This window comes from Pseudomonas sp. URMO17WK12:I12 (assembly GCF_000514395.1).
GTDB lineage: Bacteria > Pseudomonadota > Gammaproteobacteria > Pseudomonadales > Pseudomonadaceae > Aquipseudomonas > Aquipseudomonas mucoides.
Genome location: NZ_AZVV01000013.1, coordinates 214,076 through 240,386 on the forward strand (window position 1 = coordinate 214,076; position 26,311 = coordinate 240,386).

At 61.5% G+C, this 26,311-nt stretch carries 22 protein-coding genes; 13 read left to right on the plus strand and 9 right to left on the minus strand.

Translation table 11 applies throughout. From position 1 onward, the window contains the following. Window position 1 precedes the first annotated feature (1 nt). From D882_RS0119545 to D882_RS0119570, 6 genes are all read left to right on the plus strand, one after another. Window positions 2-652, plus strand: a complete 651-nt coding sequence (locus D882_RS0119545) for an amino acid ABC transporter permease (RefSeq protein ID WP_027924790.1) — start codon at window positions 2-4, stop codon at window positions 650-652. After that, window positions 645-1,367, plus strand: a complete 723-nt coding sequence (locus D882_RS0119550; protein ID WP_027924791.1) for an amino acid ABC transporter ATP-binding protein — start codon at window positions 645-647, stop codon at window positions 1,365-1,367. Before D882_RS0119545 ends, D882_RS0119550 begins: the two co-directional genes overlap by 8 nt. Window positions 1,368-1,501: 134 nt before the next feature. Further along, window positions 1,502-2,530, plus strand: coding sequence for a proline racemase family protein (locus D882_RS0119555; RefSeq protein WP_027924792.1), 1,029 nt, complete (start codon window positions 1,502-1,504; stop codon window positions 2,528-2,530). Between the two features lie 118 nt (window positions 2,531-2,648). Further along, window positions 2,649-3,566, plus strand: coding sequence for a dihydrodipicolinate synthase family protein (locus D882_RS0119560; protein WP_027924793.1), 918 nt, complete (start codon window positions 2,649-2,651; stop codon window positions 3,564-3,566). Between the two features lie 70 nt (window positions 3,567-3,636). Further along, entirely contained in the window at window positions 3,637-5,034 is a 1,398-nt protein-coding gene (gene abaF, locus D882_RS0119565; protein ID WP_027924794.1) for a fosfomycin efflux MFS transporter AbaF, read from the plus strand. A gap of 74 nt (window positions 5,035-5,108) precedes the next feature. Continuing rightward, a complete protein-coding gene (locus D882_RS0119570) occupies window positions 5,109-6,689 on the plus strand; it encodes an aldehyde dehydrogenase (NADP(+)) (RefSeq protein WP_027924795.1) in 1,581 nt (526 codons plus the stop codon). Window positions 6,690-6,803: 114 nt separating this feature from the next. Here the strand turns inward: D882_RS0119570 and D882_RS0119575 are convergent, their stop codons facing one another. The 4 genes from D882_RS0119575 to D882_RS0119590 form a co-directional block, all read right to left on the minus strand. Continuing rightward, the gene (locus tag D882_RS0119575; protein WP_027924796.1) at window positions 6,804-7,811 is read right to left on the minus strand and encodes an Ldh family oxidoreductase; all 1,008 of its coding nucleotides are present in this window, start codon (window positions 7,809-7,811) and stop codon (window positions 6,804-6,806) included. 152 nt (window positions 7,812-7,963) lie between these two features. Beyond that, window positions 7,964-9,376, minus strand: a complete 1,413-nt coding sequence (locus D882_RS0119580; protein ID WP_027924797.1) for a cytosine permease — start codon at window positions 9,374-9,376, stop codon at window positions 7,964-7,966. A 109-nt stretch (window positions 9,377-9,485) separates the two neighbouring features. Further along, complete coding sequence (locus D882_RS0119585; RefSeq protein ID WP_027924798.1) at window positions 9,486-11,333, minus strand: amidohydrolase; 1,848 nt, start codon at window positions 11,331-11,333, stop codon at window positions 9,486-9,488. 131 nt (window positions 11,334-11,464) lie between these two features. Continuing rightward, entirely contained in the window at window positions 11,465-12,478 is a 1,014-nt protein-coding gene (locus tag D882_RS0119590) for a helix-turn-helix transcriptional regulator (RefSeq protein WP_027924799.1), read from the minus strand. A 224-nt stretch (window positions 12,479-12,702) separates the two neighbouring features. Here D882_RS0119590 and D882_RS0119595 point away from each other — a divergent pair, with 224 nt between their 5' ends. Next, window positions 12,703-12,975: a DUF2790 domain-containing protein gene (locus tag D882_RS0119595; RefSeq protein WP_027924800.1), complete on the plus strand. Its 273-nt coding sequence runs from the start codon at window positions 12,703-12,705 to the stop codon at window positions 12,973-12,975. Window positions 12,976-13,026: 51 nt separating this feature from the next. Here D882_RS0119595 and D882_RS0119600 read toward each other — a convergent pair whose 3' ends face one another. From D882_RS0119600 to D882_RS0119620, 5 genes are all read right to left on the minus strand, one after another. Continuing rightward, a complete protein-coding gene (locus D882_RS0119600; RefSeq protein WP_027924801.1) occupies window positions 13,027-13,965 on the minus strand; it encodes a LysR family transcriptional regulator in 939 nt (312 codons plus the stop codon). Window positions 13,966-14,041: 76 nt separating this feature from the next. Beyond that, window positions 14,042-14,992, minus strand: a complete 951-nt coding sequence (locus D882_RS0119605; RefSeq protein ID WP_027924802.1) for an aldo/keto reductase — start codon at window positions 14,990-14,992, stop codon at window positions 14,042-14,044. Window positions 14,993-15,023: 31 nt separating this feature from the next. Further along, window positions 15,024-16,490, minus strand: a complete 1,467-nt coding sequence (locus D882_RS0119610; RefSeq protein WP_027924803.1) for an efflux transporter outer membrane subunit — start codon at window positions 16,488-16,490, stop codon at window positions 15,024-15,026. Window positions 16,491-16,509: 19 nt separating this feature from the next. Continuing rightward, window positions 16,510-17,979, minus strand: a complete 1,470-nt coding sequence (locus D882_RS0119615; RefSeq protein WP_027924804.1) for a DHA2 family efflux MFS transporter permease subunit — start codon at window positions 17,977-17,979, stop codon at window positions 16,510-16,512. After that, window positions 17,979-19,112, minus strand: a complete 1,134-nt coding sequence (locus D882_RS0119620; RefSeq protein ID WP_027924805.1) for an HlyD family secretion protein — start codon at window positions 19,110-19,112, stop codon at window positions 17,979-17,981. Before D882_RS0119620 ends, D882_RS0119615 begins: the two co-directional genes overlap by 1 nt. Window positions 19,113-19,339: 227 nt before the next feature. Here D882_RS0119620 and D882_RS0119625 point away from each other — a divergent pair, with 227 nt between their 5' ends. The 6 genes from D882_RS0119625 (at window position 19,340) to D882_RS0119650 (ending at window position 26,256) form a co-directional block, all read left to right on the plus strand. Then, window positions 19,340-19,963 carry a TetR/AcrR family transcriptional regulator gene (locus tag D882_RS0119625; protein ID WP_027924806.1) on the plus strand — a complete coding sequence of 208 codons (624 nt, stop codon included), beginning with the start codon at window positions 19,340-19,342 and terminating at the stop codon, window positions 19,961-19,963. 8 nt (window positions 19,964-19,971) lie between these two features. Beyond that, entirely contained in the window at window positions 19,972-20,496 is a 525-nt protein-coding gene (mug, locus tag D882_RS0119630; protein ID WP_027924807.1) for a G/U mismatch-specific DNA glycosylase, read from the plus strand. A gap of 116 nt (window positions 20,497-20,612) precedes the next feature. Continuing rightward, window positions 20,613-21,986, plus strand: coding sequence for a glutamine synthetase family protein (locus D882_RS0119635; RefSeq protein WP_027924808.1), 1,374 nt, complete (start codon window positions 20,613-20,615; stop codon window positions 21,984-21,986). 7 nt (window positions 21,987-21,993) lie between these two features. After that, complete coding sequence (locus D882_RS0119640) at window positions 21,994-23,385, plus strand: aldehyde dehydrogenase family protein (protein ID WP_027924809.1); 1,392 nt, start codon at window positions 21,994-21,996, stop codon at window positions 23,383-23,385. Between the two features lie 3 nt (window positions 23,386-23,388). After that, complete coding sequence (locus tag D882_RS0119645) at window positions 23,389-24,549, plus strand: iron-containing alcohol dehydrogenase (protein WP_027924810.1); 1,161 nt, start codon at window positions 23,389-23,391, stop codon at window positions 24,547-24,549. 147 nt (window positions 24,550-24,696) lie between these two features. Beyond that, a complete protein-coding gene (locus D882_RS0119650; protein ID WP_027924811.1) occupies window positions 24,697-26,256 on the plus strand; it encodes an amino acid permease in 1,560 nt (519 codons plus the stop codon). The last annotated feature ends 55 nt before the right edge of the window (window positions 26,257-26,311 follow it).

A 26,311-nucleotide genomic window follows, 5' to 3' on the forward strand; every position in this document is an offset into this window, starting at 1 on the left:
CATGTTTGCCACCGGTTTTTCCTCGAATGACCTGATGTTCCTGCTCAATGGCGCCTGGGTCACGCTGCAATTGACGTTCTGGTCGATCATCCTCGGCTCCATCGCCGGGCTGTTATTCGGCTTGTTGCGGGCGTTGTTGCCACGGGCCAGTTTGCCGCTGGCCTGGGTGCTGGACGTGTTTCGCAGCGTGCCGTTGTTGATCCAGTTCGTGCTGTTCAACTCACTCAAAAGCATCGTCGGCCTGAACATCAGCGCCTTCAGCGTCGGCTGCATCGTGCTCGGCGTGTACACCGCCGCGTACTTCACCGAGATCGTGCGTGGCGGCGTGCTGGCGGTGCCCTTCACGGTACGCCGGGCCAGTCGCTCACTGGGCCTGAGTTTCTTGCAGGACCTGCGCTGGATCGTCCTGCCGATGGCCACGCGCGTCGCCTTCCCCGGCTGGCTGAACCTGGTGCTGGGGGTGATGAAAGACACCGCGCTGGTGATGTGGATCGGCATCGTCGAACTGCTGCGCGCCTCACAAACCATCGTCACCCGCATTCAGGAACCGTTGCTGGTGCTGTGCATCGCGGGCCTTATCTACTACGTCATGAGCCTGGTGGTTGCTCGCCTCGGCGCTCGTCTGGAAAGAAGGTGGCAGGAAAATGATTGAGATCGACAACGTACACAAATCGTTCGGCAACCTCGAAGTGGTCAAGGGCGTGAACCTGACCGTGAACAAGGGTGAGGTGGTGTCGATCATCGGCGGCTCCGGCTCCGGCAAATCCACGCTGCTGATGTGCATCAACGGCCTGGAGCCGATCCAGAAAGGCAACATCCGCGTGGACGGTGTCGAGGTTCATGACAGCGCCACCGACCTCAACCGTCTGCGGCAGAAGATCGGCATCGTGTTCCAGCAATGGAATGCCTTTCCGCACCTGACGGTGCTGGAAAACGTCATGTTGGCGCCGCGCAAAGTGCTGGGCAAAAGCAAGGCTGAAGCCGAGGAACTGGCGGTGCAACAACTGACCCATGTCGGCCTGGGCGACAAGCTCAAGACCTTCCCCGGCAAGCTCTCCGGCGGTCAACAGCAACGCATGGCCATCGCCCGCGCGCTGGCGATGTCGCCGGACTACATGCTGTTCGACGAAGCCACCTCCGCCCTCGACCCGCAACTGGTGGGCGAAGTGCTGGACACCATGCGCATGCTCGCCGAAGACGGCATGACCATGGTGCTGGTGACCCATGAGATTCGCTTTGCCCGCGATGTGTCCGACCGGGTGGCGTTCTTTCGCAATGGGCTGGTGCATGAGATTGGGTCGCCGGATCAGGTGATTGGCAATCCTGTGCATGCGGAAACGGCGGCGTTTCTTAAATCGGTGAAATAGCGGATGGCCCCATCGCTGGCAAGCCCGCTCGCACAGGGTTTGGTGGTGTCCGCAAAGTGGGTGACCAACACAGATACCTGTGGGAGCGGGCTTGCCCGCGATGGGGCCCGAACAGACAAAACAAGGAGCAGGCAATGCGCTCATCAAAAGTCATTCATGTAGTCAGCTGCCACGCCGAAGGCGAAGTCGGTGACGTGATCGTCGGCGGCGTCGCCCCACCCCCCGGTGCCACCGTGTGGGAACAGTCACGCTGGATCGCCAAGGACGAAACCCTGCGCAATTTCGTGCTCAACGAACCGCGCGGCGGCGTGTTTCGCCACGTCAACCTGCTGGTGCCGGCCAAGGACCCGCGGGCGCAGATGGCCTGGATCATCATGGAACCGGCGGACACGCCACCGATGTCCGGTTCCAACTCACTGTGCGTGGCCACGGTGTTGCTCGACAGCGGCATCCTGCCGATGACCGAGCCGCAAACCCGGCTGGTGCTGGAAGCCCCCGGTGGGCTGATCGAGGCCGTCGCCGATTGCCGTGACGGCAAGGTTGAACGGGTGGAAATCAAAAACGTACCTTCCTTCGCCGACCGCCTGGACGCCTGGATTGAAGTCGAGGGCATCGGTTCATTGAAGGTCGATACCGCCTACGGTGGCGACAGTTTCGTAATCGCCGATGCCAAGGGGTTGGGCTTTTCCATCCGACCCGACGAGGCCGCCGATCTGGTCGCGGTCGGGCTGAAAATCACCCGCGCCGCCAACGAACAATTGGGCTTCGTGCATCCGCTGAATCCGGAGTGGTCGCATATTTCCTTCTGCCAGATTGCGGCGCCCATCGTCCATGAGAACGGCATTGCCACCGGCGCCAACGCGGTGGTGATTCAACCCGGCAAAATCGACCGTTCCCCTACCGGCACTGGCTGTTCGGCGCGCATGGCCGTGATGCACGCGAAGGGCTTGATGCAGGTGGGCGAACGGTTTATCGGTCGTTCGATCATCGGTTCCGAGTTCCACTGCCGCATTGATTCGCTGACCGAAGTGGCCGGCCGCGCGGCCATCTACCCATGCATTTCCGGGCGGGCCTGGATCACCGGTACTCACCAATTGCTGCTCGATCCGAGCGATCCATGGCCACAGGGCTATCGCCTGTCTGATACCTGGCCGGGGGCTTAATCCCGAACACCCGGACCAACGGCTACAAAATCCCCTGAAAAAACCGAAATAGCACTGGCCGAATCTTTTCATTTTAAATATCGTATACGAAATACAATTAACGACCCGGAGGCAACAAATGAGCAAGCGTATTAACTGGAGTGGCGTCTTCCCCGCGGTGACCACTCAATTCAACGATGACTTCACCATCAACCTGGACAAGACCCATCAGGTGATTTCCAACGTGATCCGCGATGGCGTGTCGGGCCTGGTGGTGTGTGGTTCGGTGGGTGAAAACACCTCGTTGACCGCCGAAGAAAAAATCGCCGTCACCGAAGTCGCGGTCGATGCCTCTCGCGGCCGGGTGCCGGTGATTTGTGGCGTGGCCGAATTCACCAGCGTGCAAGCGGCCAAAGTGGCCAACGCCGTGCGCAAGGTGGGCGTCGATGGCGTGATGCTGATGCCGGCGCTGGTCTACAGCTCCAAGCCGTTTGAAACCGCCGAGCACTACCGCTACGTGGCCAAGCATGCCGACGTACCGTTGATGGTCTACAACAACCCGCCGATCTACAAAAACGACGTCACCCCGGACATCCTGATTTCCCTGGCCGACTGCGACAACGTGGTGTGCTTCAAGGATTCCTCCGGCGACACCCGCCGTTTTATCGACGTGCGCAATGAAGTCGGCGACCGCTTCGTGTTGTTCGCGGGGCTCGACGACGTGGTGCTGGAAAGCATCGCCGTGGGCGCCGAAGGCTGGGTCTCGGGCATGTCCAACGTGTTCCCGAAAGAAGGTGAAACTATTTTCCGTCTGGCCAAGGCCGGGCGTTTTGCCGAAGCCATGCCGATCTACGAATGGCTGATGCCGATCCTGCACCTGGATGCCCGTGCCGACCTGGTGCAGTGCATCAAACTGTGTGAAGCCATTGCCGGTCGCGGCAGCGCGCTGACCCGTCCGCCACGCCTGGCCTTGCCGGACGAAGATCGCCTGTTCGTCGAACAGATCATGGCCAAAGCCCTGGCGAACCGTCCGCAGCTGCCGGACGTCGGTCTCTGAGTGAGTGCCGGGCGGGCCTTGGAGGCCCGGCCCGGCTGCCTGTTTTTGCGCCTCTACAGGAAACGTCAGCATGCCCAATCATCAAGACACTCAACGCGCAACCTCGCCCTCCGGACTCAAGCGCGTCGTGGCCGCCGCCATGGCCGGCACGGTCGCCGAGTGGTATGAATTCTTTCTCTACGGTACGGCCTCGGCCCTGGTCTTCGGCCAACTGTTCTTCCGCCAGACCGACAGCCCCGTCGACGGCATCATCGCCGCGTTCGCGCTGTACGCCGTGGGCTTTCTCGCCCGCCCGCTGGGGGGGCTGGTGTTCGGTCACTACGGTGACAAATTCGGCCGCAAGCGCCTGCTGCAACTGAGCCTGGTGGTGGTCGGCATCACCACGTTCCTGATGGGTTGCCTGCCCGGCTTCGATCAGATCGGGTACGCGGCACCGGTGTTGCTGGTGCTGTTGCGGCTGATTCAGGGTTTCGCCTTTGGTGGTGAGTGGGGCGGCGCGATTCTGTTGGTGTCCGAACACTGCCCGGACAATCGCCGGGGCTTCTGGGCCAGTTGGCCGCAAGCCGGTGTGCCAGCCGGGAATCTGGTCGCGACCGTCGCCCTGCTGCTGTTGTCGTCGAACCTGTCGGAGCAACAATTTCTCGCCTGGGGCTGGCGCGTGGCGTTCTGGTTCTCGGCGGTCGTGGTGTTGATCGGCTACTGGATTCGCACCAGCGTCGATGACGCACCGATCTTCAAGGAAGCCCAGGCGCGTCAGGCTCACACCAAGCAACAACAATTGGGCGTGGTGGAGGTGCTGCGTCACCACTGGCGTTCGGTGCTGGTGGGTATCGGCGCGCGCTTTGCCGAAAACATCCTCTACTACACCGTGGTGACGTTCTCGATCACCTACCTCAAGCTGGTGGTGCACAAGGACACTTCAGAGATTCTGTTTCTGATGTTCGGGGCTCACTTGCTGCACTTCTTCATGATCCCGTTGATGGGGTATCTGTCGGACATCGTCGGGCGCAAACCGGTGTATCTGGTCGGCGCGGTGCTTACGGCATTTTGGGGGTTCGTCGGCTTCCCGATGATGGACACCGGCAACAACTGGCTGATCATGGCGGCCATTACCCTGGGCCTGGCCATCGAGTCGATGACCTATGCCCCGTATTCGGCGCTGATGGCCGAGATGTTCCCGACGCACGTGCGCTACACCGCCCTTTCGCTGTGCTACCAGGTGGCGCCGATTTTCGCCGGTTCCCTCGCTCCGCTGATCGCGATCACGCTGCTCAACAAGTACCACAGCTCGACGCCCATCGCCTGGTACCTGGTCGGTGCCTCGCTGATCTCTGTCATTGCCGTGGGGCTGACCCGGGAAACCCGCGGCAAGTCGCTGCACGCGGTGGATGCCGAGTCCGCGGCGCGCATGGCTGCACTGGATAACGCCGCCCCCGCGACCCCGCGTCGAGGCGATTCGCTGGCGTGAATCCAAAACCTGTAGGCGCGTGGCTTGCCCGCGCCCACAGGGGATGTATTACCTTTTGCCTGACAGGAGTTTTCATGCCCCAGATCCTCGGCCACAACTACATTGGCGGCACACGCAGTGCTGCCGGCAGCCTCACGTTACACAGCCATGACGCCAGCACCGGCGAGGCGCTGCCCTACGCTTTCGTGCAAGCCACCGAAGGCGAAGTGCACGCCGCCGCTGAGGCCGCTGCCGCTGCATTCCCGGTCTTTCGCACGATGCCAGCGGCACGCCGTGCGGATTTTCTCGAAGCCATCGCCGCACAACTGGATGCGCTGGATGATGAATTCGTCGCCCTGGTCACCCACGAAACCGCACTGCCTGGCGCACGGATACAGGGGGAACGCGCGCGCACCAGCGGCCAGATGCGCCTGTTCGCCCAAGTCCTGCGACGCGGTGATTTTTACGGCGCACGCATCGACCGCGCCTTGCCCGACCGTCAACCGCTTCCCCGTAGCGACCTGCGTCAGTACAAGATTGGCGTCGGCCCCGTGGCAGTGTTTGGTGCGAGCAACTTTCCGTTGGCGTTCTCCACCGCTGGCGGCGATACCGCAGCGGCCCTGGCCGCCGGTTGCCCGGTGGTGTTCAAGGCCCACAGCGGACACATGGCTACGGCCGAACAAGTGGCCGATGCAATCATCCGCGCCGCCGAACAGACCGGCATGCCCCAGGGTGTGTTCAATATGATCTACGGCGCGGGCGTGGGTGAAGCGCTGGTCAAGCATCCGGCGATCCAGGCCGTCGGGTTCACCGGTTCGCTCAACGGTGGCCGGGCGTTGTGTGACATGGCCGCCGCACGTCCACAGCCTATTCCGGTGTTTGCGGAAATGAGCAGCATCAATCCGGTCGTGGTGTTGCCCGAAGCCCTTGATGTTCGCGGCGAGAACATCGCCAATGAACTGGCCGCCTCTGTGGTGCTCGGCTGCGGCCAGTTCTGTACCAATCCGGGATTGGTCATCGGTATGCGCTCCGTGCAATTCAGCGCCTTCACTGAGACCCTGACTGCGCGGCTGGCTGAACAACCGGCGCAAACCATGCTCAACGCCGGCACCCTGCGCAGCTACGAAAAAGGTGTGCAGGCCTTGATTAATCACCCAGGCGTGACCCACCTGACCGACCATGAACAACACGGCAATCAGGCGCGCACGCATCTGTTCAAGGCCGACGTGAGTCTGTTGCTTGAAGGTGATCCGTTGCTACAGGAAGAAGTGTTCGGCCCGACCACCCTCCTCGTCGAAGTGGCCGACAAGGCCGAACTGCGCCAAGCGCTGAACAGCTTGCACGGTCAACTCACCGCCACCCTGATTGGCGAACCCCAGGACTTGCATGAACATGCAGAGTTGCTGGCGCTGCTGGAACAAAAGGTCGGCCGGGTGCTGTTCAATGGCTACCCCACCGGCGTCGAAGTGTGTGATGCGATGGTGCATGGCGGCCCCTACCCGGCCACCTCGGATGCCCGTGGCACCTCGGTCGGCAGCCTGGCCATCGAACGTTTCCTGCGCCCGGTGTGCTACCAGAACTGCCCGGACGCGCTGCTGCCCGCCCCACTGAAAAACGCCAACCCACTGGGCATCGCGCGGCTAATCGACGGCAACACCCACCGAAACCCGATCTGAAAACACCCAAAACCTTGTAGGAGTGAGCCTGCTCGCGATAGCGCAGTGTCAGTCATCAGAGATGTTGACTGTGCCGCCGCCATCGCGAGCAAGCTCGCTCCCACAGTTTTTGAATCAAGCCAGCAATGCCATGAGGTCGTTATACAACGCCTCGGGAATCTGCACGCCCTCCACCAGGCTACGCGCCCGCGCTTCGTATCGGCGTTGAGATGGCAAACGTGCGCCCTGCCCTTCGATACCCTGGAACAACGCTTCAGCCCTGGCCAGATGCACCTCTGTCGAATCCCCCAAAAAGCGTCGTGGGTCCAGGGCAATGATCAGTTCCCCATGGTACGGCGACGATTTGCTGCCCGCATCGTAGGCCAGGGATTCGGCACTGGTCAGGTCGCCGATCAACGGCCCGGCAATCAGCTCCACCATGGCCGCCAGCGCCGAGCCCTTGTGCCCGCCGAATGTCAGCATCGCGCCGCTGTCGAGGACGACGTTGGCATCGGTGCTCGGTTGCCCCTGCGCGTCCACGCCCCAGCCCTCGGGAATCGCTTTGCCGGCACGACGATGCAGTTCAATGTCGCCACGGGCGATGGCGCTGGTGGCGAAGTCGAACACGAACGGATCCTGTCCCTGACGGGGCCAGCCGAAGGCAATGGGGTTGGTGCCGAACACCGGCAAGCGCCCACCGGCCGGTGCCACCCAGGCATGACTTGGATTACACGCCAGCGCCACCAGTCCGGCAGCAGTCAATTGCTCGATCTCCACCCACAGCGCCGAGAAATGCACACAGTGATTGATCGCCAACGCCGCAATCCCGTTGGCTCGGGTTTTCTCCGTCAGCAACGGCAAACCTGCCTGAAACGCCAACTGCGAAAAACCGCCACCGGCATCCACCCGCACAATCGAGGGCGCCTGGTTGATCACTTCGGGTTCAGCCGTGGCCGAGACTTTGCCGGCGCGCAGGGAGTTGACGCACCCCAGAACCCGGTACAAACCGTGGGAGGCACAGCCATCGCGCTCGCCGGCCGTCACCGTCGTCGCCACCGCACGCGCATGGGCCAGGTTAAAACCGTTGTGCAACAGGATCGATTCGGCCAACGCGTGGGCTTCGATCAGGGTCAGTCGGATCATGGTCATCTCCTTGAACAGACCGGTCAGGGTGGTCTATTCGAGGCGACAGGGCTTGATGGGTTTGCACGGAGGGAGTGACGAAATCAGCACAGGTGCTTCACCAAGTGCCCGCGACAGTGCAATGACGATCCCTGCACTGTCGCCCCTGTCGGTCAGGCCTTCGTGCTTCGTACCGCTGGCACAACCACCGCCGATTTCCTGGCCAGCAGGTAGTAAAGAACACCCGGCACCACCAGCCCGACGATCCAGGAAATATCCACGCCGCCCAGTTGCGAAACCATCGGCCCGGAGTAGAAATGCGTGTCGACAAACGGCAGCTGGATCAACACGCCGCTGACATACACGCTGATCCCCAACACGTTCCAGCGACCGTAACGCCCGGCCGGGTCGGACAAGGCCGGGATGTCATAGCGCTCCTTGTTGATGAAGTAGTAGTCCACCAGATTGATCGCGCTCCACGGGGTGAAGAACGTCAGCAAAAACAGGATGAAGTACTTGAAGGAGTTGAGGAACGAGTACTGGCCGACCAACGCGAGCGTGGTCGATGCCGCGACGATCAGCAGCACAAACAGCATGCGCTGGCGGCCGGTGATTTCCAGGCGACTGCGGAAACCGCTGATGATGGTGGCCACGCACATGAAGCTGCCATAGGCGTTAAGAGTGGACACGGTGACTTTGCCGAACACCACGCTCAGGTACAGCAGCGACGCCATCACCCCGGTACTGCCCAGGCCGACGATGGTCGCCACTTCGTGACCGCGAAAGTTGGCACCGGCCAGTGCGGCGGCAAACACCCCCAGCACCATGGATGCCTGGGCGCCGAGCACGGTCCCGAGGCCAACGGCGGTGAACGTTTTCCAGGACGACGTTTTGCTCGGCAGGTAACGCGAGTAGTCGGCCACGTACGGGCCAAACGCAATCTGCCAGGACGCCGACAGCGACACTGCCAACAGGAAAGTGCTCCAGCCAAAGTGGCGGTTTTCCAGGAGCAGGCCGATGTCGTTGAGGGTCATCAAGCGGGTAAACAGGTACGCGAAGGCGATGATGCCGAGCACGCTGGCCACACGCCCCACCAAGTGAATCACCCGATAGCCGAAGATCGTCAGGAACGTGATGCACGCGGCGAAAATCAGGATGCCGGTGCTGTCGCTGACGCTGATCAACTGGGCAATCGCCTGCCCCGACAACACCGCGCCGGTGGCGCTGAAACCGAGGTACATCAGGCACACCAGCACAATCGGGATCGCCGCGCCGTAGACCCCGAACTGCACACGGCTGGAGATCATCTGCGGCAGACCCAGTTTCGGGCCCTGGGCCGCGTGCAAGGCAACGACCGCACCGCCGAGCAACTGGCCGATCAGCAAGCCGATCAATGACCAGAACACATCCCCGCCCAACACCACGGCCAGCGCCCCGGTGACGATTGCGGTGATTTGCAGGTTGGCGCCGAGCCACAGGGTGAACTGGCTGTAGAGGCTGCCATGACGCTCGGCCTCGGGGATGAAATCGATCGAGCGGGTCTCAATCAGGGGACTTCGTTGCTGATTATCGTGGAGCTGAGTCATTATTTTTATTCTCTTCAAAGGTAGAAACCATGCCGAACAGTTCAGCCAGCTGCTACAGAATTGTGTTGAAGCTGAAATTGTTTAGCTGATCGGCATTAGTAGGCGTGGGTTATTTTTGTTGTTCGGTCATGGCCACTTGGCCTACGAACGGCGCCTTGGCCCACACGATCTTGCCCCCCACCACGGTCATCAACACGCTGTTGCGGGCCAACTCATCCTCGGGCACCTGCATGAAGTTTTTATCCAGCACGATCAGGTCCGCAAACTTGCCCACCTCGACCGAACCGACGACGTTCTCCAGCTTCAGTTGCTCGGCGGCGTTGACGGTGATGGTGCGCAGCACTTCGGCACGGGACAACGCAGGGTCGGCATTCAGGCGACCCGCGTATTGGGGGCCATAGCTGTGCGGATTGGTCGGATCACCGGAACGGGTGACACCGACTTTCAGTGCCAGGAACTCATCGAGCGGATCAACCGGCCAGTCGCTGCCATAGGCCACGCGACCACCCGCACGGGCGATGCTGCCCGAAGGCTCCATACGCGAAAATCGAGTAGGCCCGAGGTGATCGCTGGTGCCGTCAACGGTGGACGGTGCCTGCTGCGCCCACTGGAAGGACATGTTGGCGGTCACGTCGAGGGCCTTGAAGCGCCCATAGTCGGCGGGGTCCACGGACTCGTTGTGGGTGACGGTCGGGCGAAAGCCATTGCCGGGCAATTGTTGGCGCACGTATTCGATGCCGTCGAGTGAGTCACGCACGGCGCGGTCGCCGGTGGCGTGCAGGTGCGGATCGAGGCCGGCCTGCACCGCTTGCAACAGCAGCGGCTTGAGCACTTGCGGCGGGAAATACAGCTCACCGACGTTTTTACCCGGCGCCCATTTTGGTGCCTTCTCGGTGCCGGCGTTGCGCAGGTACGGCGTCAACATCGCACCGGTGTCCGCCGGGGCATTGATGATGCCATCCATGAACAATTTGACGTGACGCATGCTCACGCCGGGCGCGACTTTGGCTTCGCCCTGATCGTAGGTCGCGGCCATTGCCTTGGCCTCGGCGATGGTTTTCGCCGGGTCGGCTGCAGCGGCGGCCGGGTCCAGTTTGATCGCCAGCAAGGCCCGGGCGGTCAGTTCACCCGACTGCTGCAAGGTGGTGAAGGCTTTGCCGTTCTCCGGCCCCGACAAGGCATCGAAGAAACTGGTGATGCCTTGCTGGCGCATGGCGTCGAGCGCCGCGCGGGTCTGGTTGAGTTTTTCCGCGTCGGTGGCCGGCGGCACCACGGCGGCCATCGCGTCGGCCGCGCCGTCTTCGCAGATGCCGGTGAGGTTGCCGGCACTGTCGCGCACGTACTTGCCATCCCCGGGGTTGGCGGTGTTTTTGCTGATGCCGGCGACGGCCAGGCCGCGCGAGTTGGTCAGCACGGTGTGGAAATCGGTGGAGCGCACCTGAATCGGCCGGTCGGTCTTGAGGGCGTCCAGCGTCGATTTGTCCGGGTCGCCGTCGAGGCCGTCCATGCCCATCCGGTCCCAGCTGCCGACTTCGAGCCAGACATCAGGCCCCTTGCCCTTGTCGGCATCCAGGCACGCCTGAATGGTGGTCTGGAATTCCTTGCGGGTCATGGTCTGGTATTTCAGGTCGCATAACGTCATGGCGCGGCCGCCGTCACCGGGGTGCATGTGCGCATCGATGAAGCCCGGCATCAGCATGCGCCCCGCCAGATCGATCAATTGCGTTTGTTTGCCGATGTACGACGCCGCCCCTTCATCGTTGCCGACGTAGACGATCTTCCCGCCCGTGACGGCAATTGCCTGCTGCACCGAGTTCTGGCCATCGACGGTGTAGACATAGCCGTTGCGCATGACCATGTCTGCCGGGGTCGAACCCTGGGTCTGGCACCCCACCAGCGCCAGACCGGAAAATGCCGTGGTTGCCGCAATGGCGACAAAAAGCCTGGAGAATTTCAACTGCCTCACCTCTGTTTTTATAGTTTTGGAAGAGGCCCGAACAGCCTGCGCGCAAGCCCCTGATATGCAAGGCATACCCTAGCGTGCGCGGGCGTTGGATGGACCTCCACAAATGAGGAGGGGGCGGTGATTCAGAGGGCTTCGCGGCGGGTTGCCTGTGCAGACAAGACAGCGCCCAGCTCGACTTTGCTTTTCACGCCGAGCTGCAAATAGCAGTTGCGCAGATAAGTGCGCACCGTCGCAGGGCTCAAGCCCAGGATCTTGGCGATCTCTTTATACGAGTGACCGGCCGCGAACAGCATCGCCGCCGTCCGCTCCCGTGGCGCCAGCACCACGCCGCGTGACTGCGTTTCGAGGGACAGAATGACGTGCTTGCCATTCGGGCTGAGGGTCAGCGCACAACGGCCCAGACGCATGACGCTCGGCGCTTTTGGCAGTTGCGCGATCACTTGCGCCGGCAGCATCGAACCGCTCCACCCCGGCACCTCGCGCTGGATCGCCGCACACAGGCTGGCGCCGACGTACAGCAGCGTGCCGTCCATGCGCGCTACGCCAAAGTCGCTGGCACCGTTACCGGTGTCGATGCGGATCATGTCCTGCACCTGGAAGCGCCACAGCTGCAACAGGTGATCGCAGAAGGCCGAAAACAATGCGGCCTCGCTGTCGTTGAACCCCGGCGCGTGTTCGCCGCGATACAGGCAGACAAAAAACATCAAACCGCTTTCGGGCAACTCGAAGGTGATGCAGATCACATGGTAGAGGTCATGACGGCGAGCGAACGCGTCGACCTCTACATGGGGATCGGTGTAGCCACTGTCACGCACCACTGCGCCGGGTTGACTCAAGGTGTCATGGGAGAACCGGTCGCTGCCTGCGCTCTTGTGCCATTCGGCGGCAAACGACTCGGGCAGGTCGATGCGCCCGTGCATCCAGCTTTTCGGCGCCACATGGGCATCCGACGTGGACATCTCGCCCCACCACGCCGACGCGAACGGCACCAATGAGCGAAAGGCTTGCAGCCCGTCTTCGATGAATTGCGAGGCGCCGCGCTCCCGAGCCAGTCGCCCGAGGTGCAACACGCACTGATTGAATGCCTTCAGCGTCGCCATCGACGGTGTGCCGCCGACCTCACTCCCCTCCTCCATCATCTTGATCCTGTTGGCTGCCTGGCATTTTTTTCGACCATGCCACAAGGCCAGCGATGGCGTCCACAAGCCCTGCATTCATGCGCAAAACGGCAACAGTGTTTGTCCTTCCGACCGCTGTTTGAGGCCGGGGCAAACCCCTAGCATCGTTCCTGCCCGGTGAGCATTTACCAACCGCTCACAAGGTAGAAAACCAACCCTCCTCAAACGATACGGTGAACGCCATGAAACTTTCGAAATTCGCGCTTCTGCTGACACTGGCCAGTCTCGGCGCCCCCGCCTTCGCTGACGATAGTTCTGCAAAGACCGCAACGGCCAACAGCCCGGTTGAAACTTACACCTACGACACCCACCTCGACATCAAACGCGTCATCAGCGTGTCAGACGTCGGCGATGAGTGTGGCCCGGTACCGGCGCAAATGACCTACGAAGACTCCCGCGGTCAACAGCACGTCCTGCAATACCAAGTCATGGGCACTGGCTGTTCCAACGGTTGAATACCGTGCAGACGATGGAGGGTCGACACTCCATACCGGCGGCACCGGCGTTTACCTGTTTTTGCTTGAACCGACGATTTTCTCATCGGAGGCCAACAGGACCGGAATGTAATCCTTGAGAAAATCCACCCAGGTCTTGATTTTCGCATCGACGAATTTGCGTGACGGATAGATGGCGAACACATTCAGTTCTTCGAAACGATACTCAGGCAACACCCGCACCAAGGTCCCCGCTTTCAAACCTTCCACGGCAGACGCAATCGGTTGAATGCCGATGCCCATTCCGTTGCTGATCGCCACTGTCATCGCGTCGGCGGTGTTGACGTGAAACGGCGACATCGGTGTGCTCACCGTCTCCACGCCTTCGGGCCCTTCGAATACCCAGTTCTCCGCCGGCATCACAGTATTCACAATCCGCAGGCAATCATGTGCGCCCAGTGCAACCGGTGCGTGGGGAATTCCGCGTTTCTTCAAGTACGCGGGCGAAGCGCAAAGAATGCTGTAGGTAATGCCCAGCCGCTGCGCGACAAAGCCTGAATCGGGTAAGTCCCGCGCCAACACAATCGACATGTCATAGCCTTCTTCCAGCAAGTCCGGCAGCCGATTGGTCAGGGTCAAATCAAACATCACCGAAGGGTGCGTCTCTCTGTAGCGAGCGATGGCGTTGATCACGTAGTGATTGCCCACGGCGGACATCGCATGAATTTTCAGCCGACCCACGGGCCTGGTTTGCGCCGTCCCCGCTTCTTCATCGGCTTCGCGCATCTCCTCGATAATCTTCTCGCAGCGTTGCAAATAGCGCAGGCCCGCCTCGGTCAGGGCCAGACGCCGGGTCGTGCGATTGATCAGGCGTGTTTGCAGCCGCGCCTCCAGGCTGGAAACCGCTTTGGACACGTTAGTGGTCGAGGTGTCCAGCATCGCCGCTGCGGCCGTGAAGCTGCCGCTCTGGGCCACGGCGATGAAACAACGCATGGTTTGGAAAACATCCATCGGTTTTGCCTCGGCGCACAATTGACCAGTCAAAAAAAAGCGGCGGCCCGAGATCAGGCCGCCGCGCTAGCATGGGTTACCTTTTGCCCGGGATAAAGCCCGGAATACCGGTTTCCACCACCGAGTTGAAGCGCACCCGCGTCGTGATGTCCTCCTTGATCTCAAGCATGGCCCGGTGCGGCAGCGTGGTAATGTCAAAGTTTTCCTGAATATGGCTCAGTGTCGCAGACGTGGTCAGAAACGCCACACCGCGCTGCACCGACCAGGCCAAGGCGACTTGAGCCGGGGTTCTGCGCAGGTGTTTGGCGATGCCGGTCAGCACCGGATCTTCCAGCACCGCAGGCTGCATGCCATGACCGAGCGGCGCAAACGCGAGGACGATGATGCCGTGCAGTTTGCAGAACTCCAGCAGCTCCCATTCCGGCAGATACGGGTGGGATTCCACCTGCACCACGGCAGGTTTTATCCGCGCGACTTCGACAATCGCCTTCAACGCCTCAAGGGTGATGTCCGACAAGCCGATGGACTTGCAGCGCCCTTCATCCACGAGCTGTTCCAACGCCCGCCACGTCTCGATCAAGGTCACGCCCGAGTCATAGATCATGTGGCCGAACGGGTCTCGGGGTTCCTGGTCATCACCGGGTTGAAAGGCGAACGGCGTGTGGATCAGGTAGCAGTCAACGTAATCCACTTGAAGGCGCCGGCAACTGGCCTCGAACGCCGGCAACACGCGCTCGGGACGATGGTTGGTGTTCCACAGTTTGGTGGTGATGAACAGGTCTTCGCGCCGGGCCTTGCCCGAGTCGATGAAGGCCTTGAACGCCACGCCCACTGCTTCTTCATTGCGATAACGCTCGGCGCAGTCGAAATGACGGAAACCGGTTTCCAGCGCATGGGTGACCGCTTGGGTGGTGACGCTGAGGTCGCGGAACAAGGTGCCAAAGCCCACGGCTGGCATCTCGGCCGAGCCGTGGTTCAGTGCAAATTTTGTCTCGCGAAGTTCGTCGTGAAAGGCTTCGTAGGTCATGTCGTTACTCCACTCTCTGAGGCCGCAGCCTTTACTGATATGAACGTTTGGATTCTTCGCGACTGGCGACTCGCTGCTCAAACACGCCAACCGAATTGCCACCCAGGGCGACAAACAGCTGGACGGTGTCGAGGTACTGCGCGGTCTTCACCCTGATCTGTCCCAACAACGCTTGCTCATAGGCGCGCTCGGCCTCCAGCACCTGGAGAATGCTGTTCTCGCCTTGGGCGTACGCTTGCTGGTTCAAGCGAAAACTGCTGTCGGCGGCGCGCAATGCATCTTCCTGGGCGAGGTTTTCTTCGGCGTGATGGTTGATGGCTTGCAGCGTGTCGGCGACCTGACCGAACGATTGGATGACGGTCTGCTGGTAGTCAGCGAGCGATGCGTTGTAACCATCGACCGCCGCCTGGCGTTCAGCCTTGAGGGTTCCACCATTGAAGATCGGCCCCGCCACCTCGGCGGCGAAGCCCCAGAGCGCGGCGCCACCATTACCGGACGCCGACTGTGCGAGAAACGCGGACAGCTCCACGTGGGGATAGAGGTTGGCAGTCGCGACACCGACGGCGGCGCTGGCCATGTGCAGTTGCGCTTCAGCTTGCAAAACGTCCGGCCGGGTGTGGGCCATTTCCGAAGGCAGACTGACAGGCACGTTGGCCGGCAAGGCAAATTCACTCAGGTCGAAGTCCGGCGCGATCCAGTCGGCCGGGCCTTTGCCGGTCAGGATCGACAGCGCATGCCGGGCCGAATCACGTTGCTGAGCCAGAGGCGGCAATAGCGTGCGGTCCTGGGCGAGCCGGGTTTCGGCCAGCGACACATCGATCTGCGTGGTGCTGCCGTTGGCATGGGCCATGCGCACCAATTCAAGGTTTTTGCTGTCATTGGCCAGCAGTTTTTCCACGGCCTGGATCTGCGCATTCGCCGAGGCCATCAACAACGCCTGGCTGGCGACATTGCCCGTCAAGGTCAGGTACGCCGCTTCGTAGCGATGTTGCTGAAACGCCGTCAATGCTTGCTGTTGTTCAACCTGGCGCTTGTTGCCGCCGAACACATCCAGGTCGAAACCGACCCGAGGCCCGATGGCATAAAAGTTGGAAACCACGGGCTGCGGTCCGTTGTGCGTACGCTGACGACCGGCCTGGGCAGCAAAATCGACCTGCGGATACAGCACCCCTTGCGCCGCCGCGACGGAAGATGCCGCCTGGCGAATGGTGGCATCGGCCGCGACGAGTTCCAGATTGCCTTCGATGGCCCGGCGCACAACGCCGTCGAGCTTGGGCGAACGAAACGCTGTCCACCAGTCGCCGTTGACCTTCTTGCCCAAATCGATGCGCTGGCCAAGACGCTGCTCGGCCTGTTGATCGTAGTGTTGCGACGGACTCGGCGCAGGCATTTGATAATCGGGGCCAACCGTGCAAGCGGTCAGGAACACCAGCACCGCGACCGCGCCGAACGTGGTGTTGATCAGTTGTCTGTTGATGAAACGCGCATTGGATTTCATGAGGCAAACTCCACGAAAACTAGTTGGTCGCAACAGGCTTGCGAAGAAAGATCACCAGTGGGCTCACCACCAGCATCGCGAACATCAAAATCTTGAATTGGCCGACCACGCCGATAAACGCCGCCTGGCCGGTGATCATTTCGTTGAGCCCCGCCATGGCTTGCAGGGACGTCGCCGCCGAATGCGCCGCCGCGCCATACGGCGTCAGGTTGCTGGCCAGCGCCATGTGCATCGCGTGGGTGTTGTTGTAGAAATACAACTGCACGATTGCCACACCGAGGGTGCTGCCGTACACACGCGACAGATTGAACAGACCGGTGCCTTCCGGGCGCAGCGTCGGGTCGAGCGTGCTGAACGCAACCTTGGTCAGCGAGGGCATCAACAGGCCGATGCCGATGCCCTGAATCGCCCCGGCCAGCGCCACCGGCCACCCGTCCATCAGCGGCGAATAACCGAGCATCAGCCAGTTGGCATACACCACGATGGCCACGCCCGCCGCCACGAACAGTCGACGGTCGAAACGCTCCGGAACACGCCCCATCAACAGAAACGCCCCGACCAGGCCCATGCCCCGCGGGATGGTCAGCGAACCGGTGGTGTCCGGCGGATAGCCGAGGATTTCATCGAGCATCGGCGACGTCAGCGCCATGGTCGACAGCAGCACGAAACCCACCGCAAAAAAGATCACCGTCGACAACACGAAGTTGCGGTCGCTGAACAAACGCTTGTTGAGAAAATGCACCTTCGCGGTCAACACATGCACGAGGAACAGGTAGAGCCCGAGTGCACAGCCGATCGCTTCCAGCCAGATTTCGGTCGAGGCAAACCAGTCCAGGCGTTCCCCACGATCGAGCAACATTTGCAGGCTGATCAGCCCCAGCGTGAAGGTGCCGAAACCGAAGAAATCGAACGTTGGGCGTTTCTCGGCCTTCTTCTCGGCGAGCAACAATGCGATCACCAGGAAGATGTACGCCGACAGCGGCAGGCTGATGTAGAAGATCGGGCGCCAGCCAAAATGTTCGGCGACCCAGCCGCCGATGCTCGGGCCGCTGACGATGCCCAACAGCACGATGGCGGTCCACGTCGCGCCGAACTTCGCGCGTTTCTCCAGTGGCAATGTTTCCAGGGCAATCGCCATCGACAACGGCGCCAGCACGCCACTCGCCAGGCCCTGGAAAATCCGCGCGCCGATAAACTCCAGCGGCGTCGAAGCCAGGGTGGCGAGCAACAAGCCCAGGACGAACACGGCCAGCGCGGTTTGGTACACCCGTTTCAAGCCATAACGCCCGGCCAGCCATTGCGCGACCGGCATGGTGATCGCGCTCGCTGCAAGGTACGAGGTGAAAATCCACCCCGCCTGGTCGTCGGTCATCGACATACTGCCTTGAATATGTCTGAGCACGGCATTGGGCAGAGGCAGGTTCGCCGATTGCATATACGTCGCGAGCAATGCGGCCAACCTTAATGAACCCGCGGGAGTGGTGTTCATCAGGAAGCTCCTGCGGTCAACAGCGCCTTGAGCGGTTGCCACCATGGCGTGCGGTGCCCGGTATCGACCTTGACCGTGGCACTGATCCCCGAATAGAGCGGCATCTGCGGGTCGAGCTCGTCGAGTTCGAGTCGCACCGGCACCCGCTGCACCACCTTGACCCAATTGCCGGTGGCATTTTCCGGCGGCAGCAAGGCGAAGTCCGAACCGGCACCGGGGCTCATGCTGATCACGTGGGCCTTGAATTCGTGATCCGGGTAGGTGTCGAGATGAATGGTCGCCGCCTGACCCGGACGCATATGCGTCACCTCCGTTTCGCGGAAGTTGGCTTCCACCCACACCTGGCGATCGGACAGCAGCGCAAAGGCTGGCGCGCCGTTGTTGACGAAATTACCCACCTGCAAATCATCGACCTTGGCGACGATGCCGTCGTCCGGCGCATACACCGTGGCGTACGAGAGGTAGAGCTGGGCTTCATCCAGTTGCGCCTTGGCCTCGCGGACGGCCGGGTGGCTGTCGGCCTCGATGTTCGGATTGCCATTCAACGCGACCACGGTGCTGGCGATCTGTTGTTCGATGGAGGCAATACGTTGTCGTGACACTTTCACGTCGGTGTCGGCGCGCTCATAAATCGACTTCGACACGAACTCGGACGCGACCAGTGCCTTCTTGCGGCCAAATTCCTTTTGGTCAAAGTCGGCCGACTCTTTGGCCGATTGCAGTTCAGCCTGTTGCTGGCGGTAACTGGCTTTGAGCCCATCGATGCGCAACCGCGCGACGCTCAACTGGGCTTGTGCGCGGTCAACGGCGATCTGCAAGGGTTTGGGGTCGATGCGGAACAACACCTGGCCCTTGCGAACGGGCTGGTTGTCTTCGACTGCGATCTCGATGACCTGCCCCGAGGTGCGCGCATTGATCGAGGCCTTGGCCACTCGGGCGTAGGCGTTATCGGTCGAGATGTAAGGCTCGCCAGCAACATAGTGGGCGTATCCGATCGCGGCGAAGAGCGCCGGGACACCCACCATCAACAGGGGCCGTACGGTTTCTTTAAGCGTTTTTTTGTTGGGCGCTGTCGGGTTTGGCCCTGGGTGCTCAAAGGTTTGTGAAGCCGGGATATCGAACTGTTTAGTCATGATCGAAAACACCTTTAACCGGGAAGTCAGGGGCTAATACCCATAAAAAACAGCCATACCGTGCGCAGTCAGAAGGATCACTCCGCCGCACCCTGTTTCGTCGCCGCTATACCCCGTTCGAGCGCTGCTTCAACAAACCTGAAATTGAGGAACTTCTGGTTCCTTAATTTTGTGCGATGGTGTAAGAATATGCCTCGACTTACCTTCACACAAGGATTTTGTACGCCATGGCACAAAAAAAGATTACCGAAGCAAAAGGACGTGGCCGCCCACGCGCCTACGACCCGCAGACCGCACTGCAGCAAGCGCTTGGTGTGTTTTGGAGTACTGGTTATTCCGCCGCGTCGCTGGACAGCATCGCCACCGCAGCGGGCATGAACCGCCCGAGCCTGTATGCCGCTTTCGGTGACAAACACGCGCTGTACATCAAGGCGCTTGAGCAGTACTGGGAATTTGCCGCCGCCGACATGCACGCGGCGCTGACGGACAGCCAACTGACCTTGAGCGAGGCGTTGATGCGTTTCTATGAGGGGCAGCTATCAATCTACTTCTCGGGAGACGGCCAACCCCGCGGCTGCTTCGCGATTGGCACGGCCACCACCGAAGCCGTCGAGGATGTTGAAATCCGTGAGGTGCTGTCGGACCGTCTGAGCCGACTCGACGCCGATCTCGAAGCGCGTCTGCGAACGGCCGTGACTGCCGGCGAACTCAAAGACAACGTCGACCCGGCCGCCCTCGCCGTGCTCGCCTCCTCCCTGCTGCACAGCATTTCCATCCGGGCGCGTGCAGGAAAATCCCGCGCGGAACTGACCGAACTGGCACGCAACGCGGTCAACGTGATCTGCGGTTGAGAGGCTTTATGGCGGGTGAAGGACTTGAAGACATTTTGGCCGATCAGCTCGACGTGATTTTCTGCGGGATCAATCCGGGCATGACGGCCGCCGCCCAAGGGCATCACTTTGCGGGCCGGAGCAATCGTTTCTGGCGCACGCTGCACCTTGCCGGGTTTACCCCCGAGGAGGTGCGCCCGGAAAACGACCGGACCCTCTTGCAGTACCGCTGCGGATTGACCGCCGTGGTCGACCGGCCTACAGCGCGCGCCGATCAGCTGTCGTTGCACGAATTCATCGCCGCCGCTGCCGACTTCGAACAGAAGATCCTGCGCCATGCGCCCCGTGTCGTCGCGTTTCTCGGCAAGGCCGCCTACAGCGCGTTAACCGGCCAGCGAGACATTGCCTGGGGCCTTCAACCCAAGACCTTCGGCAACGCCAAGGTCTGGATTTTGCCCAATCCGAGTGGGCGGAATCTGGCGTTCTCGCTGGATCAATTGGTGGCTGCGTATCGCCAACTCCATCAAAACTTGCACAAATCAACAGTAGGCTAAGCTAAGGATCAGCTTATTGCGCACGATGCTCGCTCCGGCAGGGTTTGGGTGTTTCTGAAGAGCGTCTGCAACAGCTATTTCAGACAGGCCCACACTGTTCACGCAGGACTGACGTGATGACCGAGCCCCTTCTCAGCTTTGATGAACTGAAGCGTGCCGCCGTTGCCGGCGAAATTGATACCGTCCTGGTCTGCATGGTCGACATGCAGGGACGTCTGGTCGGCAAACGATTCCAGGTCGAATTTTTCATCGACAGCGGCCATGAAGAAACCCACTGCTGCAATTACCTGTTGGCCGACGACATCGACATGGAGCCCGTGCCGGGCTATGCCGCTGCCAGTTGGAGCAAAGGCTATGGCGACTTTGTGCTCAAGCCTGACATGTCCACCCTGCGCCGGGTGCCCTGGCTGGAATGCACGGCGCTGGTGCTCTGTGATGTGCTCGATCACCACCATCGCCGCGACTTGCCGCACAGCCCGCGGGCGATCCTGAAGAAGCAGATCGAACGCCTGCGCGAGCGTGGCTATACCGGCATGTTCGCCTCGGAACTGGAGTTCTATCTGTTCGACGAGAGCTACGAGGCGATCCACAAGCGCAACTACCACACGCCAAAAACCGCCGGCCATTACATCGAGGATTACAACATCCTGCAGACCACCCGCGAAGAGCCGGTGCTGCGGGCGATTCGCAAGCACCTGCAGGCCAGCGGCATTCCCGTGGAAAATTCCAAGGGTGAATGGGGCCCCGGCCAGGAAGAAATCAACATCCGCTACGCCGATGCCCTGACCATGGCCGACCACCACGTCATCATCAAGCATGCCTGCAAGGAGATCGCGCAACTGCAAGGCAAGGCGATCACGTTCATGGCCAAGTGGCGTTATGACGCCGCCGGGTCCAGCAGCCACATCCACAATTCGCTGTGGGACAAGAACGGCAAGAAGCCGCTGTTCTTCGATGCCAAAGCCGAATTCGGCATGTCGAACCTGATGCGCTCCTGGGTCGCCGGTCAGCTCAAATACGCCAACGACATCACCTGTTTTCTCGCGCCCTACATCAACTCGTACAAGCGTTTCCAGGCCGGCACGTTTGCACCGACGCGGGCGGTGTGGAGCCGCGACAATCGCACCGCCGGTTTTCGGCTGTGTGCCGAAAGCAGCAAATCCATCCGCATCGAATGCCGCATCGGCGGCGCCGACCTCAACCCGTATCTGGCCTTCGCAGCCCTGATCGCGGCGGGCCTGGCCGGGGTCGACGAGAAGCTCACCCTCGCCCCGCCGTTTGAAGGCGACGCTTACGTCGATGACCATTTGCCCGAAGTCTCCAAGACCTTGCGCGAAGCCAGCGCCGCACTCCAGAGCTCGAGCATGTTGCGCGAAGCGTTCGGCAACGAGGTGATCGACCACTACGTGCACACCGCCGAATGGGAACAGAAAGAGTACGACCGGCGGATCACCGACTGGGAACTGCAGCGCGGCTTCGAGCGCTATTGAGGTCAGCATGACGGCAACCATCCAACTCATTTCCCCGGTCGATGGCCGGGTGTATGCCGAGCGCCGCTACGCCGACGCCACGCAGATCGAACAGGCACTGACCGCCGCCTCCACCGCCCAGGCACAGTGGAAACGCCGGCCACTGAGCGAGCGCGCGGTTTTTTGCAGTGCGGTGGTGGACGCGATGCTGGCGATGAAAACTGACATCGTGCGGGAACTGGCCTGGCAAATGGGGCGCCCGGTACGCTTTGGCGCGGGTGAACTGCGCGGTTTCGAAGAGCGTGCCCGGCACATGATCGCCATTGCACCTGAAGCCCTGGCGACGATTGAACCCACGCCCGTCAGCGGATTTCGTCGGTACATTCAACGTGATCCGTTGGGGACCGTGCTGGTCATTGCGCCATGGAATTACCCGTACCTGACCGCCGTGAATACGATCATTCCGGCGCTGATGGCCGGCAACAGCGTCATCCTCAAACACGCGTCGCAAACGCTGCTGGTGGGAGAACGGTTCGCCGAGGCCATGGCCAATGCCAACTTGCCGCCCGGTCTGTTTCACAACCTGCTGCTCGATCACCGCCAGACCGCCGACATCATTGGCTCCGGACGCGTGCAGCAAGTGAATTTCACCGGTTCCGTCGGCGCTGGCGAGGCCATGGAAACCGCCGCAACCGGGCGCTTCCTTGGCGTCGGCCTGGAGCTCGGTGGCAAAGACCCGGCCTATGTGCGCGCCGATGCCAATCTTGAACACGCGGTAGAAAACCTGGTGGACGGCAGTTTCTTCAATTCCGGGCAAAGCTGCTGTGCCATCGAACGCATTTACGTCGACAAGACAATCTACCCGGCCTTCATCGAACGTTTCGCCGCCCTGACCCGCCAATACGTGCTGGGCAACCCGCTGGATGAAGCCACCACACTCGGCCCCTTGGTCACCCCGGCCGCCGCTGATTTCGTGCGCGGCCAGATCGCCGAGGCGCTGGCCCAAGGCGCCATTGCACTGATTGAACCCACGGCATTTGCCGCTGACGAACCGGGCAGCGCCTACCTCGCGCCGCAAGTATTGGTCGATGTCACTCATCAAATGTCGGTCATGCGCGAGGAAAGCTTCGGTCCGGTGGTCGGCATCATGCCGGTGGACGGTGACGACGAAGCCATCGCCCTGATGAATGACAGTGAATTCGGGCTCAGTGCCTCGATCTGGACTCAGGACCTGGCCGCCGCCGAACGCCTGGGCAATGAAATCGACACCGGCACCGTGTTCATGAACCGCTGCGATTACCTGGACCCGGCCCTGGCCTGGACCGGGGTAAAAAACAGCGGACGTGGCGTCACCCTGTCGCGCCTCGGTTATGAACACCTGACCCGCGCCAAATCCTTCCATTTGCGCCACGAGATCTGAGCCATGAGCCTGACCGCGAACTGGAATTACCCCACGAGCATCCGCTTCGGTGTCGGCCGCATCGCCGAACTCGCCGACACCTGCCGCGCCCAGGGCATTCAGCGCCCGTTGCTGGTCACCGACAGTGGCCTGGCGCGTGCGCCGATGACCCTCGCCACCCTCGACGCCTTGCGCTCAGCGGGCCTCGGTGCGGCGATGTTTAGCGACCTCAAGCCCAACCCGGTCGAAGCCAACCTTGCCGGAGGCCTGGATGCCTGGCGTGCCGGCAACCACGATGGCGTGATCGCCTTCGGGGGCGGCAGCGGCCTGGACATGGGCAAGCTCATCGCCTTCATGAGCGGACAGACGCGGCCGGTCTGGGATTTCGAAGACATCGGCGACTACTGGACCCGCGCCGATGAAAGCCGCATCGCCCCGGTCATTGCGGTACCGACCACGGCGGGCACGGGCTCGGAAGTCGGGCGTGCAGCGGTGATCATCGACGAGGCGACCCACACCAAACGCATCATCTTCCACCCGAAAATGATGCCGCGCGTGGTCATCAGCGACCCGGCACTGACCGTCGGCATGCCGGCGAAAATCACCGCCGGCACCGGCATGGACGCCCTGGCGCACTGCCTGGAAGCCTACTGCGCCCCCGGTTTTCACCCGTTGGCCGACGGCATCGCCGTGGAAGGCATGCGCCTGGTGGCCAACGCATTGGTGCGCGCCGTGCACACGCCGGGCGACCTGGAAGCGCGCGCGAACATGCTCGCGGCGGCGGCGATGGGCGCCACCGCGTTCCAGAAAGGCCTGGGCGGAATGCACGCGCTTTCACATCCGGTGGGCGCGCTGTACGACACCCATCACGGCATGACCAATGCGACCTTCATGCCCTATGTCCTGAAATTCAATCGCCCGGCCATCGAAGAGCGCATCACCCGCCTGGCCGCGTATTTGCGTTTGCCTTCCCCCGGCTTCGACAGCTTCCTGGCCTTCATCCTCAAGCTGCGCAAAGACATCGGCGTGCCACACACGCTGTTCGAGTTGGGCGTGGACGATCGACAGGCTGATCTGATCGCGGACATGGCCGTGGTCGACCCTTCTGCCGGCGGCAACCCGCTGCCCTTGACCAAGGCCGGTGCGGCAGAGATTTTCGACGCGGCGTTTCACGGCCGCCTGTAGAGCCGTTGACTGTCGGTGCTCGACACATGAAGGCAGCGCACGGCAGGTTGTATCGGTTGGAGACAGGAGCAGTACGACAAGGGGTTGAAAGCCAGCTCGTCCGGCATTCCGGAGGGGCGCGTATCAAAACCTGAAGGGGCACACAACATGAATCCAGCAAGCCAGCCCGGCTCCGACGCCTCGCATGACGAGGACGTCAAGGCGCTGCACAGCATGGGCTACGCCCAGCAGCTCTCACGACGCATGGGCGTTTTCTCCAACTTCGCGATTTCCTTCTCGATCATCTGCATCCTCTCCGGGGGCATCAACTCCCTCGCCCAGGGCACCTCCGGCGCGGGCGGCGCGTCCATCGGCATCGGCTGGCCCATCGGCTGCCTGATCTCCGGGGTGTTCGCCATGGCCATGGCGCAGATTTCCTCGGCGTACCCCACCGCTGGCGGGCTGTATCACTGGGGTTCGATTCTGGGCAACCGCTTCACCGGATGGCTGACCGCGTGGTTCAACCTCCTGGGATTGGTCACCGTGCTGGGGGCGATCAACGTCGGCACCTATTACTTCTTTTTCGGTGCGTTCGGCCCGGCATTGGGCATGGAAGACACGACCACGGTGCGGGTGATTTTCCTCGCCGTGCTGACCGGTCTTCAGGCCTTGTGCAACCACCTGGGGATCGGCCTGACCGCCAGGCTCACCGACTTCTCCGGCTACCTGATTTTCGCCACGGCTTTGGCGCTGACCATCGTCTGCCTGATCTCGGCACCGAGCTATGAATTCGCACGGTTGTGGACCTTCAGCAACTACTCCGGCGATGCCGGCGGCGCGGTCTGGCCATCGGTGTCGAACGGCTGGGTGTTCATGCTCGGCCTGCTGCTGCCGATCTACACCATCACCGGTTATGACGCCTCGGCACACACCTCCGAAGAGACGCGCAACGCAGCCATTTCCGTGCCGCGCGGCATGGTCATGTCGGTGGTCTGGTCGTTGCTGTTCGGCTGGGTGATGTTGTGCTCGTTCGTGCTGATGTTGCCGAACATGGACGAGGCGGCCAAGCAAGGCTGGAACGTGTTTTTCTGGGCGATGAACACCCAGGTCAGCCCGACGCTGAAAGTGGCGCTGTATGTAGCGATTTTCATCTCGCAGATCCTCTGCGGCTTGGCGACCGTGACCTCGGTGTCCCGGATGATCTTCGCCTTCTCCCGCGACGGCGGCCTGCCCTTCTCCAGAGCACTGGCCTCGGTCTCGCCAACCTTTCGCAGCCCGGTGGCGGCGATCTGGACGGGGGCCACCCTCGCCGTGCTGTTCGACTGGGGCTCGTCGGTGATCTCGGTCGGGGCCACGCCGGTGTATACGATCGTGGTGTCCTGCACGGTGATCTTTCTGTTCTTCTCTTTCATCATTCCCATCGTGCTGGGCCTGTTTACCTACGGGACCTCGAAGTGGCCGACCATGGGGCCGTGGAACATGGGACGCTTCTGGTACACCGTATTCGCCCTGCTCTCGGTGCTGTCGATGGTGATCATTTTCATCATCGGCATTCAGCCACCGAACGATTGGGCGCTGTACATCACCATCGGCTTCCTGGTGCTGACGGCGATTGTCTGGTTCGGCTTTGAAGCCCGACGCTTCCAAGGGCCGCCGGTGGGCGATGTGATTGCCCAGCGCCAGGCGCAGATTGCGGCGGCAGAGGCGGCGTTGAATAAACGCGCCTGAAGCTACACGAACCCTGTAGCAGCAGGCTTCGCCAGCTGCTACAAAATTGCGTTAG

Bases quoted from the DNA above. Each gene is read 5' to 3' on its own strand.
- D882_RS0119545 (WP_027924790.1), top strand. From the start codon at position 2: ATGTTTGCCACCGGTTTTTCCTCGAATGACCTGATGTTCCTGCTCAAT.
- D882_RS0119550 (WP_027924791.1), top strand. From the start codon at position 645: ATGATTGAGATCGACAACGTACACAAATCGTTCGGCAACCTCGAAGTG.
- D882_RS0119555 (WP_027924792.1), top strand. From the start codon at position 1,502: ATGCGCTCATCAAAAGTCATTCATGTAGTCAGCTGCCACGCCGAAGGC.
- D882_RS0119560 (WP_027924793.1), top strand. From the start codon at position 2,649: ATGAGCAAGCGTATTAACTGGAGTGGCGTCTTCCCCGCGGTGACCACT.
- abaF (WP_027924794.1), top strand. From the start codon at position 3,637: ATGCCCAATCATCAAGACACTCAACGCGCAACCTCGCCCTCCGGACTC.
- D882_RS0119570 (WP_027924795.1), top strand. From the start codon at position 5,109: ATGCCCCAGATCCTCGGCCACAACTACATTGGCGGCACACGCAGTGCT.
- D882_RS0119575 (WP_027924796.1), bottom strand. From the start codon at position 7,811: ATGATCCGACTGACCCTGATCGAAGCCCACGCGTTGGCCGAATCGATC.
- D882_RS0119580 (WP_027924797.1), bottom strand. From the start codon at position 9,376: ATGACTCAGCTCCACGATAATCAGCAACGAAGTCCCCTGATTGAGACC.
- D882_RS0119590 (WP_027924799.1), bottom strand. From the start codon at position 12,478: ATGGAGGAGGGGAGTGAGGTCGGCGGCACACCGTCGATGGCGACGCTG.
- D882_RS0119595 (WP_027924800.1), top strand. From the start codon at position 12,703: ATGAAACTTTCGAAATTCGCGCTTCTGCTGACACTGGCCAGTCTCGGC.
- D882_RS0119600 (WP_027924801.1), bottom strand. From the start codon at position 13,965: ATGGATGTTTTCCAAACCATGCGTTGTTTCATCGCCGTGGCCCAGAGC.
- D882_RS0119605 (WP_027924802.1), bottom strand. From the start codon at position 14,992: ATGACCTACGAAGCCTTTCACGACGAACTTCGCGAGACAAAATTTGCA.
- D882_RS0119610 (WP_027924803.1), bottom strand. From the start codon at position 16,490: ATGAAATCCAATGCGCGTTTCATCAACAGACAACTGATCAACACCACG.
- D882_RS0119615 (WP_027924804.1), bottom strand. From the start codon at position 17,979: ATGAACACCACTCCCGCGGGTTCATTAAGGTTGGCCGCATTGCTCGCG.
- D882_RS0119620 (WP_027924805.1), bottom strand. From the start codon at position 19,112: ATGACTAAACAGTTCGATATCCCGGCTTCACAAACCTTTGAGCACCCA.
- D882_RS0119625 (WP_027924806.1), top strand. From the start codon at position 19,340: ATGGCACAAAAAAAGATTACCGAAGCAAAAGGACGTGGCCGCCCACGC.
- mug (WP_027924807.1), top strand. From the start codon at position 19,972: ATGGCGGGTGAAGGACTTGAAGACATTTTGGCCGATCAGCTCGACGTG.
- D882_RS0119635 (WP_027924808.1), top strand. From the start codon at position 20,613: ATGACCGAGCCCCTTCTCAGCTTTGATGAACTGAAGCGTGCCGCCGTT.
- D882_RS0119640 (WP_027924809.1), top strand. From the start codon at position 21,994: ATGACGGCAACCATCCAACTCATTTCCCCGGTCGATGGCCGGGTGTAT.
- D882_RS0119645 (WP_027924810.1), top strand. From the start codon at position 23,389: ATGAGCCTGACCGCGAACTGGAATTACCCCACGAGCATCCGCTTCGGT.
- D882_RS0119650 (WP_027924811.1), top strand. From the start codon at position 24,697: ATGAATCCAGCAAGCCAGCCCGGCTCCGACGCCTCGCATGACGAGGAC.